The sequence below is a fragment of the Streptomyces sp. PsTaAH-137 genome, assembly GCF_003259365.1.
In the GTDB taxonomy this organism is placed as follows: Bacteria; Actinomycetota; Actinomycetes; order Streptomycetales; family Streptomycetaceae; genus Streptomyces.
In genome coordinates this window covers 271,670-285,738 of the sequence record NZ_QLLY01000002.1, presented here as the reverse complement: position 1 = coordinate 285,738, position 14,069 = coordinate 271,670, and the positions used below count along the sequence as shown (strand labels likewise).

Here is a 14,069-nt window from a genome sequence, read left to right as displayed (position 1 = left end):
TGCCCCGTAAGGGGCGCGGGGAACTGCGCGACCAGCCACATACGGCGATCACTCTGCGACGCACCGCACACGGCAGACGAGACGCAGCTCACGCGCGCGGGGCACACCCGAGAACATGCGCCTTGACCAGCGCGGCAATATCCGGATCACGCCGCTGAAAGGCGGCGACGAGATCCGCGTGCTCCTCGGCGTACGACTGCTGCACCGTCCCCAGCCACCGGATGGACAGCGCCGTGAACACCTCGATGCCGAGCCCCTCCCAGGTGTGCAGCAGTACCGAGTTCCCGGCGGCCCGCACCATCTCCCGGTGAAAACCCACGGTGTGCCGCACCTGGGCGGTCCCGTCGGCCTCCTGGTCGGCGACGTACAGCGCGGCGACGTGCGGCTCCAGCGCGGAGCAGTCCCCGGCCAGCCGCTCGGCGGCCAGCTCGGCCGCGATGGCCTCCAGGCCCGCGCGCACCGGGTAGCTCTCCTCCAGGTCCGCCGCGGAGAGGTTCCGTACGCGCACGCCCTTGTTCGGCGCCGACTCGATCAGCCGCAGCGACTCCAGCTCCCGCAGGGCCTCCCGTACGGGCGTCTGGCTGACCTCCAGCTCGGTGGCGATGCGGCGCTCCACGATCCGCTCGCCCGGCTTCCAGCGGCCGCTGACGATCCCCTCCACGATGTGCTCGCGGATCTGCTCGCGCAGCGAGTGGATGACGGGCGCGGTCATGGGGGGCTCCTCGGCTGTACGGACCCGGTGGCTCGGCAGGGACCCTTAGACAATACGGCCGGGCCCCTGGACAGAAAGGGCAGCGTCGCTCTTGCCACGGGTGATGCCGGTTACAGAGACGTGCCCGACAGGGCGCCTGCCCATTCTGATGCGGCGTCACGCGGCGGCAGCCGCGGACACGACGAGGCCCCCGCCCGGAGCGGAACTCCGGACGGGGGCCTCGGTGCGTGCGGTGTCGCTTACAGACCCAGCTCGGCGGTGAACTCGCCGGCCTCGAGGATCTGCTTGACCGTGGTCAGGTAGCGGGCGGCGTCCGCGCCGTCCACCAGACGGTGGTCGTAGGAGAGCGTCACGTACGTCATGTCACGGACGGCGATCGTGTCACCGAGCTCCGGGTCGGAGACGACGACCGGGCGCTTGACCGTGGCACCGATGCCCAGGATGGCGACCTGGTTCGGCGGCACGATGACCGTGTCGAAGAGCGCACCGCGCGAGCCCGTGTTGGAGATCGTGAAGGTGGCGCCCGACAGGTCGTCCGGGGCGATCTTGTTCGTGCGGACCTTGTTGGCCAGCTCCGCGGTCTTCTTGGCGATGCCCGCGATGTTCAGGTCACCGGCACCCTTGATGACCGGGGTCATCAGGCCCTTCTCCGAGTCGACGGCGATGCCGACGTTCTCGGAGTCGAAGTAGGTGATGGTGCCCTCGTCGTAGTTCAGGCGGGCGTTGATGACCGGGTGGGCCTTCAGCGCCTGGACGGCGGCCTTGACGAAGAACGGCATCGGGGAGAGCTTGACGCCCTCGCGGGCGGCGAAGCCGTCCTTGGCCTTGTTGCGGAGCTTCATCAGCTTGGTGATGTCGACCTCGATGACCGAGGACAGCTGAGCCTGCTCCTGCAGCGCCTTGTGCATGTTGTCCGCGATGGCCTTGCGGATGCGCGGCAGCTTGACCGTCTGGCCGCGGAGGGGAGAGACCTCCAGGGCCGGGGCCTTCGACGCGGCGGCCGGGGCGGCAGCGGCGGCGGGGGCCGGAGCGGCGGCCTTGGCGGCCTCGGCGGCGGCGATGACGTCCTGCTTGCGGATCCGGCCACCGACGCCGGAGCCCTGGACGCTGGACAGGTCCACGCCCTGCTCGGACGCCAGCTTGCGCACCAGCGGGGTCACGTAGGCACCGTCGTCCGCCGGGGTGGCGGCGGGCGCGGGCTTGGCCGGGGCGGCCGGGGCCTGCGGCGCGGCCGGGGCGGGAGCCGGGGCCGGAGCGGCCGGGGCAGCCGGAGCCGGGGCGGCGGCCGGAGCGGCCGGAGCCGCGGGGGCCGGAGCCTGGGCGGCGGGCTGCGCCGGAGCGGCCGGGGCCTCCTGCGCCGGAGCCGGGGCGGCCGGAGCAGCCGGGGCGGCGGCGGCCGGAGCGGCACCGGGAGCGCCGATGACGGCGAGCTTGGCGCCGACCTCGGCGGTCTCGTCCTCACCGACGACGATCTCCAGGAGAACGCCGGCGACGGGGGAGGGGATCTCGGTGTCGACCTTGTCGGTGGAGACCTCGAGCAGGGGCTCGTCCTCCGCGACCTCCTCGCCGACCTCCTTCAGCCAGCGGGTCACGGTGCCCTCGGTGACGGACTCGCCCAGGGCGGGCAGCGTCACGTCGGTGCCCTCGGCGGAACCGCCGGAGGCCGCGGCGGGGGCCTCCTGCGCGGGGGCGGGCTGCTCCTGGGCCGGGGCGGGGGCCTCGGCGGCGGGAGCGGCCTCCTGCTGCGGGGCCTCCTGGGGGGCGGGGGCGCCCGAGCCGTCGTCGATGACGGCCAGCTCGGCGCCGACCTCGACCGTCTCGTCCTCGGCGACCTTGATGGAGGCCAGGACGCCGGCGGCGGGGGAGGGGATCTCGGTGTCGACCTTGTCGGTCGAGACCTCGAGCAGCGGCTCGTCGACCTCGACGCGCTCGCCCTCCGCCTTCAGCCAGCGGGTGACAGTGCCCTCGGTGACGCTCTCACCGAGCGCCGGAAGGGATACGGAAACCGCCATGGTTTCTGTTGCTCCTTAACGATGTGCAGTGCGCGGCAACGCAGTGCGGAAGTCTGGTGGTCGGTCGTCGCGCCCAGATGCGACGGGGGCGGGGCTCAGTCGTGCGAGTGCAGCGGCTTGCCCGCGAGCGCCAGGTGGGCCTCGCCGAGCGCCTCGTTCTGCGTCGGGTGGGCGTGGATGAGCTGGGCGACCTCGGCCGGCAGCGCTTCCCAGTTGTAGATCAGCTGGGCTTCGCCGACCTGCTCGCCCATGCGGTCGCCGACCATGTGGACGCCGACCACGGCACCGTCCTTGACCTGGACGAGCTTGATCTCGCCCGCGGTCTTGAGGATCTTGGACTTGCCGTTGCCCGCCAGGTTGTACTTCAGAGCGACGACCTTGTCCGCGCCGTAGATCTCCTTGGCCTTGGCCTCGGTGATACCGACGGAGGCGACCTCGGGGTGGCAGTACGTCACCCGCGGCACACCGTCGTAGTCGATCGGGACGGTCTTGATACCGGCCAGACGCTCCGCCACCAGGATGCCCTCTGCGAAGCCGACGTGCGCGAGCTGGAGCGTCGGGACGAGGTCACCGACGGCCGAGATGGTCGGCACGTTGGTCTGCATGTACTCGTCGACCAGGACGTAGCCGCGGTCCATCGCGACGCCCTGCTCCTCGTAGCCGAGGCCCTGCGAGACCGGGCCGCGGCCGATGGCGACGAGGAGGACCTCGGCGTCGAAGGTCTTGCCGTCGGCGAGGGTGACGCGGACACCGTCCTGCGTGTACTCCGCCTTCTCGAAGAAGGTGCCGAGGTTGAACTTGATGCCGCGCTTGCGGAACGCGCGCTCGAGAAGCTTGGAGCTGTTCTCGTCCTCGAGCGGGGCGAGGTGCTTGAGGCCCTCGACGATGGTGACGTCGGTGCCGAAGGACTTCCACGCCGAGGCGAACTCGACGCCGATCACGCCGCCGCCCAGGATGACCGCGGACTTCGGGACCCGGTCCAGCGTCAGCGCGTGGTCCGAGGAGATGATGCGGTTGCCGTCGATCTCCAGGCCCGGCAGCGACTTCGGCACGGAGCCGGTCGCGAGGAGGACGTGGCGGCCCTGGATCCGCTGGCCGTTGACGTCGACGGAGGTCGGGGAGGAGAGCTTGCCCTCACCCTCGATGTACGTCACCTTGCGGGAGGCGATGAGCCCCTGCAGGCCCTTGTAGAGGCCGGAGATGACCTCGTCCTTGTACCGCAGCACGGCGGGCATGTCGATGCCCTCGAAGGTCGTCTTCACGCCGAACTGCTCGGACTCGCGCGCCTGGTCGGCGATCTCACCGGCGTGCAGCAGCGCCTTGGTGGGGATGCAGCCGACGTGCAGGCAGGTTCCGCCGACCTTGTTCTTCTCGATCAGGGCGACGTCCAGGCCCAGCTGCGCTCCGCGCAGGGCCGCGGCGTAACCGCCACTGCCACCGCCGAGGATCACTAGGTCGAAAACGGTGCTGGCGTCGTTCGCCACGTCACGTCCTCCATGCATGTGCGCCGTACGCCGGTCTCCAGTGACCGCGCGGCGGCTGGTGTTCGGCCGCTCGATGATTCGGCCCTCGGGTGGGGCCCTGTCCTGCCGCCCCCCATCCTCGCACTTGTCGAAGGCATGCGGGACGTCGGGCCGGGCGGTGAGACCCCTGTTACATCGCAAACGCGAGTGACAAGGACGTCATTCCTGCGGATTTCGTCGAAAGCGAACAGCCCCGGGGATCGCTCCCCGGGGCTGTCACCAGTGACTTCCGCCTCAGCCGAGGTCGCCGGCCGCCGTGCGCTCGGCGAGCCGGACGAGCGTACGGACCGCGGAACCCGTGCCACCCTTCGGCGTGTAACCGAACGGGCCGCCCTCGTTGAAGGCCGGGCCCGCGATGTCGAGGTGGGCCCACGTGATGCCCTCGCCGACGAACTCCTTCAGGAACAGACCGGCGACCAGGCCGCCGCCCATCCGCTCGCCCATGTTGGCGATGTCGGCGGTCGGGGAGTCCATGCCCTTGCGCAGGTCGGCGGGGAGCGGCATCGGCCACGCGGGCTCGCCGACCTCCTCCGCGATCTCGTGGATCGACGTACGGAAAGCGTCGTCGTTGGACATGATCCCGTACGTGCGGTTGCCGAGCGCCAGCACCATCGCGCCGGTCAGCGTCGCCACGTCGACGATCGCGTCCGGGGTCTCCTCGGAGGCCTTGGCGAGCGCGTCGGCCAGGACCAGACGGCCCTCGGCGTCCGTGTTCAGGACCTCGACGGTCTTGCCGGAGTACATGCGCAGCACGTCACCCGGGCGGGTGGCGGAGCCGGACGGCATGTTCTCGGCGAGCGCCAGCCAGCCGGTCACGTTGACGTCGAGCTTCAGGCGGGCCGCGGCGACGACGGCGGCGAACACGGCGGCGGCGCCGGCCATGTCGCACTTCATCGTCTCGTTGTGGCCGGCCGGCTTCAGCGAGATGCCGCCCGAGTCGTACGTGATGCCCTTGCCGACGAAGGCGAGGTGCTTCTTGCCGCGGCCGGCCGAGTAGGCGATCTTCACGAGCCGCGGGCCCGAGGCGGAACCGGCGCCGACGCCGAGGATGCCGCCGTAGCCGCCCTTCTCCAGCGCCTTCACGTCGAGGACCTGGACCTTGAGGCCGTGCTCCTTGGCCGCGGCCGTGGCGACGGCGGCGAAGGCCTCCGGGTTCAGGTCGTTCGGCGGGGTGTTGATCAGGTCGCGGGCGCGGTTGAGCTCCTCGGTGAGGGCGAGGGCGCGCTCGATCTCGGCCTTGTACGCCTTGTCGCGCGGCTTGCCGCCGAGGAGGGCGATCTCGGCGAGCGGGCCCTTGGCGTTCTTCGGGTCCTTCGCGGACTCCTTGTACGCGTCGAAGGAGTACGCGCCGAGCAGCGCGCCCTCCGCGATCGCACCGGCGTCCTCGGCGTCCTGGACGGGCAGCGCGAACGCGGCCTTCTTCGAGCCGGTCAGCGCGCGCGAGGCGACACCGGCGGCGCGGCGCAGCGCCTCGGCCTCGTAGATCTCGTCCTTCTCGGGCTCGCTGCCGAGACCGACCGCCAGCACGACCGGCGCCTTGAACCCGGAGGGCGCGGGGACCTTGGTCACCTCGCCCTCGGCGCCGGTGGCACCGAGGGTCTCCAGGACGGAGGCGAGGTTGCCGTCGTACGCCTTGTCGACGGCCTCGGCGCCGGGGGCGACGACCGGGCCGGCGGCACCCTTCGCGATACCGACGACGATCGCGTCGGCGCGCAGGCCGGCGGCCGCGGCGGTGCTGAGAGTCAGAGCAGTCACGGTGGTGAGGTCTCTCTTTCATCGGTGGGGCCGGCATCGTTGCCGCGCCCATGGGGGTGTGGCCCTCGCTTGAGCCTACGCCGGGTCACCGAAAACCCTCCGCCGAGGTGCGCTTCACCTGCCGGTGGGTGGGGGGTGGCCGCGCTCCTGGGTTGTTCTTCGAGTGCGGCCCGGTGGGGCTTCTCGCGCAGTTCCCCGCGCCCCTGAAAACCAGTTCCCACGCGCGGCTCTCGTCGTGGCTGGTCGCGCAGTTCCCCGCGCCCCTGAGGCAGGCGCTTCGCGCAGCCTCCCCTTCAGAGGCTGCGGCTCCGCCGCGCCTCTGGTGATGAGATGGCGCACGAAGTGCGCATCTCAGGGGCGCGGGGAACTGCGCGAGAAGCGGCCACCGGCTCGCGGACGAAGGGCGTGCCCTCAAAGGGACAGGGTCACCAGCGCCGCTGTTCCGGCGACCTCCGCCACGGCGCCGAAGACGTCCCCCGTCACCCCGCCGAACCGCGACACACACCGCCGCAGCATCAACTCCCCGGCACCACACCCCAGTACGACAGCGGCAGCCCCCTGCAAGGAGACCCCCGCGACCACCGCGACGACCACCGCACCGACGACCAGCGCGCCCCGCACCGGCACCGTCTCGGCGACGGCGGCGCCGAGACCCTCCGGGCGGGCGGCCGGCACCCCGGCCCGGGACGCGAAGGTCAGCGCCAGACGGGCCGTCACCGCACACACGCCCGCCGCGACCGCCCCCCGAACCCAGGAATCGGCGTACATCTGCCCCAGCACGGCGACCTGCGCGAGCAGCGCGAGGACCAGGGTCACGACGCCGAAAGGCCCGATGTCGGACTGCTTCATGATCCGTAGCGCGTCCTCGGCCGGCTTGCCGCTGCCCAGCCCGTCCGCGACGTCCGCGAGCCCGTCCAGATGCAGGCCCCGGGTGAGGACGGCCGGCACCGCGACGGAGGCGACCGCGCAGAGCAGCGCCCCCGCGCCGAGGAAGGACAGCGCCACCCCGAGCGCGGCCGCGCCCAGACCGACGACCAGGCCCGCCAGCGGGGCGGACAGCATCCCGGCGCGGGCCGCGGCACGGTCCCAGCGGGTGACCCGGACGGGCAGCACGGTCAGGGTGCCGAAGGCGAAACGTATGCCGTCGGCGAGGGAGGCGCGGGGGTTCGTTGCGGACACCGGGGGAGATTACCCGGGGTGGCCCACAGGGTGGGCGGCGCCCGCCCGCCGCCCGCAGGATGGGTCCATGGGCGACTGGTGGTACCGCAACATCACGGAACCGGGAAAGCTGCCGGTGCTCCTCGCGCTGGTCACGTTCATTGCCACGTTCCTGATCACCCGTACGGTGACCCGGCTGATCCGGGCGGGCCGCGGCCCGTTCCGGGACATCTCGCCGGGCGGGCTGCACATCCATCACGTGGTGCCGGGCATCCTGCTGATGGTCGTCGGCGGGTTCGGCGCGGTGGGCAGCGAACGGCACGGCTTCGGCGCGTGCCTCTTCGCCGTCCTGTTCGGCATCGGGGCGGGCCTGGTGCTCGACGAGTTCGCGCTCGTGCTGCACCTGGACGACGTCTACTGGACCGACCAGGGACGGCAGAGCGTCGAGGTGGTGGTGCTCGCGGCGGCGCTCGGCGGTCTGGTGGTCAGCGGGTTCTCGCCGCTCGGGGTCAACGACATGACACAGGACGAGCAGCACGACCGGGCGGCCCTGATCGTCTCGCTCACCCTGAACTTCCTGTTCGTGCTGGTGACCCTGCTCAAGGGCAAGTTGCGGATGGCGCTCGTCGGCGTCCTGGTGCCGTTCGTCGCCTGGTACGGCGCGGTCCGGCTCGCCCGGCCCGATTCGGCCTGGGCCCGCCGCTGCTACCGCCGCAGGTACCGGGCGCGGGCCCGTTCGATCCTGCGGGCCTACAAGCACGACCGCCGCTGGCTGCGGATCAGCCGGCGCTTCCAGGATCTGGTCGGCGGATTCCGCGAACCGACGACCGTACAGCGCACACGATGAGCACGGCCGCGATCGCGGCCAGGTGTTCCCAGCCCGCGAGGTTCGGCTTGAGCGCGCACTCGACGACCATCGTGACGACGACCAGCGCGCAGGTGAACCAGGCCCGGTAGCGCCAGCACACGTACACCGCGAGCCCCACCACCGCGGCCGACGGGCCGGTGTCGACGATCTGCGCGTCGGAGGCGGGCAGCCAGCCGGCGGCGATGGCAAGGCGCGCGTACAGGGTGCCGCCGAGCGTCGCCGCGTACGCGATGCCGAGCGTGCGCGGGCGGCCCAGGGAGATCTCCGCGATCCCGAAGACCACCAGGATCTGGACGAGCGCGCCCCACACGGGCAGATCGAGGGCGGGCACGAACAGCGACAGCGGGGTGCGCAGCAGGGCGAGCGGCAGCGGATCGGCGGCCCGGACCGAGCCGATGTCCTGCACGATCCGGTAGCCCCAGGACTGGTTCTGCACGTACTGGAACACCGCCGTCAGGCAGACCGCGGCCAGGGTCAGCGGGATCGCCCGCCACCGTCCGGCGACGAGCCCGTCCCGTACGGCCGTGTAGAGGGGGCCCCACTCCGTGCGGGCCGCGTCCTTCCATCTCACCGGCGCGCCAGCCGTTTCGGCAGCCCCGGGACTTCGAGGAAGCCCTCGGCGCGGGCCGAGGCCAGGCCGATGCGCGGCAGGTCGGCGCTCTTCTCGAAGAGCAGGAAGCGGGGTTCCCAGATGGGCCGGTACTTGGCGTTGGCCCGGTAGAGCGATTCGATCTGCCACCACCGCGAGAAGAAGCTGAGCAGCGCGCGCCACAGGCGCAGCACCGGGCCCGCGCCGAGTCGCGCGCCGCGTTCGAAGACGGAGCGGAACATGGCGAAGTTGAGCGAGACCTGCGTGATCTCCATCTCGGGCGCGCGCTGGAGGAGTTCGATCACCATGAACTCCATCAGGCCGTTCTCGGCGTCGCGGTCACGGCGCATCAGATCGAGGGAGAGCCCGTGCGGGCCCCACGGCACGAAGGAGAGCAGTGCCCTCAACTCGCCCTCTCCGTCGCTGCATTCGAGCATCATGCACTGTCCGTCGCCGGGATCGCCGAGCCGCCCCAGCGCCATGGAGAAGCCGCGTTCGGTGGCGCCGTCGCGCCAGTCGTCGGCCCGCTTGAGGAGGTACGTCAGTTCGTCGGCCGGGATGTCCTCGTGGCGGCGGACGCGGACCGTGTAGCCCGCGCGCTTGACGCGGTTGTAGGCCTGGCGGACGGTGCGCATCGCCCGTCCTTCGAGGGTGAAGTCCGCGGTCTCGACGATGGCCTCGTCACCGAGTTCGAGGGCGTCGAGGCCGTGCCGGGCGTAGATGGTGCCCGCCTCCTCGCTCGCGCCCATCACCGCGGGCAGCCAGCCGTGTTCCCGTGCCTCGGCGAGCCAGGGCTCGATCGCGCCGGGCCAGGCCTCGGGGTCGCCGATCGGGTCGCCGGAGGCCAGCGACACCCCGCCGACCACCCGGTAGGTCACCGCGGCCTTGCCGGTCGGCGACCACACGACGCTCTTGTCGCGGCGCAGCGCGAAGTAGCCGAGCGAGTCGCGCTCGCCCTCCTTGGCGAGCAGGGCGCGCAGCCGCTCCTCGTCGTCGGCGGAGAGCGGGTCGACGGCGCGGCGGGAGCGGAACGCGGCGTAGACCACGGCGATCAGCAGGGCCGTGGAGAGGATGTTGATGACGACGTTGACCCAGTTCGGGGAGGTGATCCCCGGGAAGCGGGAGTCGTCGGTGGCGACCGAGATCAGCCGCAGCGTGCCGTAGCGCCAGCGCTCCAGGAACGTGGAGCGGTGCGGGTCGTGCGCCTGATTGGTGACCGTCACCAGGAACGTCGCGAACAGCGAGGTCACCAGGAGCCCGCCGACCGCCACGACGGCTGCCAGCTTCGCGTTCGACCGGTCGCCCTTCGCGTAGAACTCGCGCCGTCCCAGCAGCAGCGCCACGAGGAACGCGGCGGTCAGCACCAGCGAGATCCAGTTCTGCGCGTACTGCCGGACCTCCGGGAACACCATCACGAAGGCGAACAGCAGAAAGAACAGCCCGCTCAGTACGAGGTTGAGGATCCAGGCCGCGCGCTTGCGGCGGCGCATCGTGATCGCCAGGAACCAGGCGACGACCGCCGACGAGAAGCCCGCGGCGAGCAGGTAGGGGGTGAAGTAGTTCTCCGAGTTGTGGCGGCGCAGATCGTTGCCGAAGGAGACCCACACGGCGCTCAGCAGATTGATGCAGGTGACGATCCGCAGATACCAGACGGTGAAACTCGCGGCGCGACGTGAAGTGACAGTGCTTGTCCGTACGGCTCCCATGTCGGGAGCTTATGAGTGATTTGTCCTGCGCTCCGTAAGGGGCGCGAGGCTGTGTCGATATGGGGCTCCGCCGCGTGGGCGCGAGCAACCCGCGAAAAGCCGCGGACGCGAACGCTCGATGTACGAGCAGACGCGTCCGCGGCTTTTTGACGACTGAGCCCTACTGAACCTCGGGAAGCTCGGCGGCCAGCGCCGCCGCGGCCTGCACCAGCGGCAACGCCAGCAGCGCACCGGCGGCGCCGCCGACCTTGACGCCCTGGTCGAGCATCGGCTCCATGGCCATCCGGTCCAGCGCCTTGGCCTGCGCCGGCTCCCCGCTGGACTGCCCGGCCAGCCACCAGTCCGGCGCCCGGAACGCGACGCGCTGGCCGACCAGCGCGCAGGCCGCGGAGACGACCCCGTCCAGGATCACCGGCGTACGGCGCACCGCGCACTGGAGCAGGAAACCGGTCGTGGCCGCGAGATCGGCGCCGCCCACCGTGGCGAGCAGCTGCAACTGGTCGCCGAGGACCGGGCGGGCCCGGCGCAGCGCGTCGCGGACGGCCGCGCACTTGCGCATCCAGGCCAGGTCGTCGATCGGGTCGCCGCCGCGCCCGGTCACGACGGAGGCGTCCGTGCCGCACAGCGCGGCGATGAGCGTGGCCGCCGCCGTGGTGCCGCCGACGCTGAGGTCGCCGAGCACCACCAGATCCGTACCGGAGTCGGCCTCCTCGTCGGCGACCGCCATGCCCGCGCGGAACGCCTGCTCGGCCTCCTCCAGGGTGAGCGCGTCCTCGGTGTCGATGCTGCCGGAGCCGCGCCGCACCCGCCGGTTCTCCACGGCCTCGGGCAGCTCGTCCGGCTCGCAGTCGAGCGACAGGTCGACGATCCGTACGCCGACGCCCAGGCGCCGTGCGAGCACCGCACCGGGGGAGCCGCCCTCGACGGCCTCGCGCACCAGCTCCGCCGCCGTGCCCGCGCCCCGCTTCGACACGCCGAGACCGGCGACCCCGTGATCGCCCGCGAAAAGGATCACCCGCGGTCGCGCCACCGGCCGCACGGGCACGGCGCCCTGGGCGGCCGAGAGCCATTCGCCCAGCTCGTCCAGGCGGCCGAGCCCGCCGGGCGGCACGGCGAAGCGCGCCCTGCGCTCCTCGGCGTCGCGGCGCATACCGCCGTCGGGGCGCTCGATCAGGTCGGTGAAGTCGTCGAGATTCAGCGAGCTCATTCGCCGAACAGTACCGGCCGCACGCGCGCCGAGTCCCTGGTGTCCCGCCTGTCACAGGGCAGGTCACGACGGCTTTCCGACCGCCGGTTACGCCATGCGATGGGTCGAACGCACAACGTCATTGAAAGGCCGTCGATGATCCCTTACGTTCCCTTTCGTATCGGATTGCCGTTCGGATTGTCGTATCGCGGCCGTCGCCCGCCCGTGGAGCCGAAGGAGTCCCATGCCCCCCACAGCCCAGGCCGTCGCCGAGCGCCGCCCCGCCTATCTCACCGAACTCGCCCGCGGCACCGAGCGCTTCCACGAACCGCGCCGCCCCGACTGCCCCTGGTGCGGCTCGACGAAGCTGCGCACCCGGCTGCGCACCACGGACCTCCTCCAGCACAAGCCGGGCACGTTCACCGTCGACCAGTGCCGGGCCTGCGACCACTCGTTCCAGAACCCGCGGCTGACCCCCGAGGGCCTGAACTTCTACTACCGCGACTTCTACGACGGCCTGCGCGCCGGCCACGCCGAGAAGATCTTCGGCGGCCGCCCCTCGGCCAAGCGCCACCGGGCCGCCGCCCACGCCATGTTCCGGCACATCGAACCGGAGAGCTGGCTCGACGTCGGCACCGGCCCGTGCCACTTCCCGGCCGTGGCCAAGGAGGTCCTGCCCTACACCGCGTTCGACGGGCTCGACATCGGCGACGGCGTCGAGGAGGGCCGCAGGGCCGGCCGCATCGAGGAGGCCCACCGCGGCTTCCTCACCGAACTCGCGCCCCGGCTCGCGGGCCGCTACGACGCGATGAGCATGTTCCACTACCTGGAGCACTCCCTCGACCCGCGCGAGGAGCTGAAGGCCGCCCGCCGCGTCCTGCGCCCCGGCGGCCACCTCATGATCGAACTGCCCGACCCCGAGAGCCGCTGGGCGAAACTGCTCGGCAAGTGGTGGGTCTCGTACTTCCAGCCGCAGCACCTGCACCTCATCCCGCTCGCCAACCTGCGCACCGAACTGGCCGCCCTCGGCTACACCGTCGTCGCCGTCGACCGCCGCGCACCCCATCTGCCGCACGACCTGACGGCGGCCTGCGCGCTCTTCCTCGGCCACTGCCTGCCCGCCGCCGACGACCCGTGGCGCACCAAGGCCCCCAGCGACCTCCAGCGCGGCCTGCGCCGGGCGCTGACCCACGCGAGCACCCCCGCACTGCTCACCGCACGGGCCGCGGACCACCTGCTCTCCCCGCTGCCCGACCGCACCGGCTTCTCCAACGCCTACCGGGTCATCGCGCGCCGCAACCCCGACCCGGGCGTCAGCCGCGCAGCGTGAGCGCCTGACCGGCCACGATGAGCAGGACGTGCTCGCACTCGGCGGCGAACGCGGCGTTCAGCCGGCCCAGCTCGTCGCGGTAGCGCCGCCCGGAGGCGGTGGCGGGCACGATCCCCGACCCCACCTCGTTCGACACGGCCACCACCGTGCGCCGGGTGCACCGCACGGCCGCCACCAGCCCGGCCACCTTCTCCCGCAGCGCCTTCTCCCCGCCGCCCGCCCACTCGGCGTCGTCCCAGGCCCCGACCTCGTCCATGGCGTACGTCAGCCACAGCGACAGGCAGTCGATCAGCAGCGGCGCGGGGTCCGAGGCGTCGGCGAGGAGCGGTTCGAGATCGCAGGTCTCGGCGGTGCGCCACGACCCGGGCCGCCGCTCCCGGTGCGCGCCGACGCGCTGCGCCCACTCGGCGTCGCCGCCCCGGGTGCCGCCCGTCGCCACGTACAGCACGTCGGGGAAGGCCTCCAGGCGCCGCTCGGCCTCGACCGACTTGCCCGACCTGGCGCCCCCGAGGACCAGCGTCCTGCGCGGCACGTCGGGCACGTCCTCGTACGCCCCGACGTCCAGGGTCGTCCCGTCCGGCACCGCGCGGGCGCCCGCCGCCGCGAGCCGCCGGGCCAGCTCGGCGCCCGGCGGCGCGTCGTGCCCGAGGTGCACGGCGACGACGTCCGTGGTCGGCCCGACGGCGCCGCTCGCCCGCAGCCGCGCCAGCGCGTCCGGGCGCCCCACCACATCGGTGAGGACCAGCTCGTACGGGGCCCGCGCCGCTTCGAGCCCGGCGGGCGCGGCCCCCGGCGGCAGATAGAGCACCCGCACCCCGTCCGGCCCCGTCACCTCGTACCCGGTGCCGGGCGCGTCCAGGGCGAGCGCCCGCACCCGGTGCCCGCTGATCAGCGCCAGCTCGCGCCCGTCCGGCACCCGCACCGGCTGCGGCAGCCCCGCCGGGACCTCCACGGCGGGCCCGTCGTGCGGGTGCGTGAGCAGCACCTGCCGCACTCCGGCGAGGCTGTGCCCCGCGCGGGCCGCGGCGAACACCGCGCCCGGCGTCAGATCGAGCAGCAGCACCTTGTCGATCAGCACCGCCGTCGCGCCGCGGGCGTCCGCGCCGAGGGCACCCGCGCAGGCGGCGCAGGGGCAGTCGGGGCGGGGCAGTCCTTCGGGGGCACCGGTGCCGAGCAGTGTCAGTTCCACAGGAAGATCCTCCCGCGCGGCTTCGGGCGCCGCTCGCCCGG

11 protein-coding genes are annotated in these 14,069 nt (G+C 72.4%); 2 read left to right on the top strand and 9 right to left on the bottom strand.

From position 1 onward, the window contains the following. Nucleotides 1–88: 88 nt before the first annotated feature. The 5 genes from K377_RS04835 to K377_RS04815 form a co-directional block, all read right to left on the bottom strand. Entirely contained in the window at nucleotides 89–712 is a 624-nt protein-coding gene (locus K377_RS04835) for a GntR family transcriptional regulator (RefSeq protein WP_111661872.1), read from the bottom strand. A 239-nt stretch (nucleotides 713–951) separates the two neighbouring features. Further along, nucleotides 952–2,724 carry a 2-oxoglutarate dehydrogenase, E2 component, dihydrolipoamide succinyltransferase gene (sucB, locus tag K377_RS04830; RefSeq protein WP_111661871.1) on the bottom strand — a complete coding sequence of 591 codons (1,773 nt, stop codon included), beginning with the start codon at nucleotides 2,722–2,724 and terminating at the stop codon, nucleotides 952–954. 95 nt (nucleotides 2,725–2,819) lie between these two features. Continuing rightward, nucleotides 2,820–4,208 carry a dihydrolipoyl dehydrogenase gene (gene lpdA, locus K377_RS04825; RefSeq protein ID WP_111661870.1) on the bottom strand — a complete coding sequence of 463 codons (1,389 nt, stop codon included), beginning with the start codon at nucleotides 4,206–4,208 and terminating at the stop codon, nucleotides 2,820–2,822. 273 nt (nucleotides 4,209–4,481) lie between these two features. After that, nucleotides 4,482–6,002 carry a leucyl aminopeptidase gene (locus K377_RS04820; protein ID WP_111661869.1) on the bottom strand — a complete coding sequence of 507 codons (1,521 nt, stop codon included), beginning with the start codon at nucleotides 6,000–6,002 and terminating at the stop codon, nucleotides 4,482–4,484. 411 nt (nucleotides 6,003–6,413) lie between these two features. Next, a complete protein-coding gene (locus K377_RS04815) occupies nucleotides 6,414–7,181 on the bottom strand; it encodes an adenosylcobinamide-GDP ribazoletransferase (protein ID WP_111661868.1) in 768 nt (255 codons plus the stop codon). A 67-nt stretch (nucleotides 7,182–7,248) separates the two neighbouring features. Here K377_RS04815 and K377_RS04810 point away from each other — a divergent pair, with 67 nt between their 5' ends. After that, nucleotides 7,249–8,007 (top strand): hypothetical protein, encoded by a 759-nt coding sequence (locus tag K377_RS04810; RefSeq protein WP_111661867.1) that lies wholly within the window; start codon nucleotides 7,249–7,251, stop codon nucleotides 8,005–8,007. On the opposite strand, the gene K377_RS41555 is transcribed toward K377_RS04810, so the two are convergent. The 3 genes from K377_RS41555 to K377_RS04795 all read right to left on the bottom strand — a co-directional run bounded on the left by K377_RS41555 (nucleotide 7,940) and on the right by K377_RS04795 (nucleotide 11,530). Then, nucleotides 7,940–8,599: a hypothetical protein gene (locus K377_RS41555; protein ID WP_161195041.1), complete on the bottom strand. Its 660-nt coding sequence runs from the start codon at nucleotides 8,597–8,599 to the stop codon at nucleotides 7,940–7,942. The two genes, K377_RS04810 and K377_RS41555, sit on opposite strands and share 68 nt — an antisense overlap. Then, nucleotides 8,596–10,323 carry a phosphatidylglycerol lysyltransferase domain-containing protein gene (locus K377_RS04800; protein ID WP_111661866.1) on the bottom strand — a complete coding sequence of 576 codons (1,728 nt, stop codon included), beginning with the start codon at nucleotides 10,321–10,323 and terminating at the stop codon, nucleotides 8,596–8,598. Before K377_RS04800 ends, K377_RS41555 begins: the two co-directional genes overlap by 4 nt. A 160-nt stretch (nucleotides 10,324–10,483) precedes the next feature. Beyond that, nucleotides 10,484–11,530 carry a nicotinate-nucleotide--dimethylbenzimidazole phosphoribosyltransferase gene (locus K377_RS04795; protein WP_111661865.1) on the bottom strand — a complete coding sequence of 349 codons (1,047 nt, stop codon included), beginning with the start codon at nucleotides 11,528–11,530 and terminating at the stop codon, nucleotides 10,484–10,486. Nucleotides 11,531–11,753: 223 nt separating this feature from the next. On the opposite strand from K377_RS04795, the gene K377_RS04790 reads away from it, so the two are divergent. Then, the gene (locus K377_RS04790; protein WP_111661864.1) at nucleotides 11,754–12,839 is read left to right on the top strand and encodes a class I SAM-dependent methyltransferase; all 1,086 of its coding nucleotides are present in this window, start codon (nucleotides 11,754–11,756) and stop codon (nucleotides 12,837–12,839) included. Here K377_RS04790 and K377_RS04785 read toward each other — a convergent pair. Further along, on the bottom strand, nucleotides 12,823–14,028 hold the full coding sequence (locus K377_RS04785) for a bifunctional adenosylcobinamide kinase/adenosylcobinamide-phosphate guanylyltransferase (RefSeq protein WP_161195040.1): 1,206 nt from the start codon (nucleotides 14,026–14,028) through the stop codon (nucleotides 12,823–12,825). The genes K377_RS04790 and K377_RS04785 overlap by 17 nt on opposite strands. Nucleotides 14,029–14,069 lie beyond the last annotated feature (41 nt).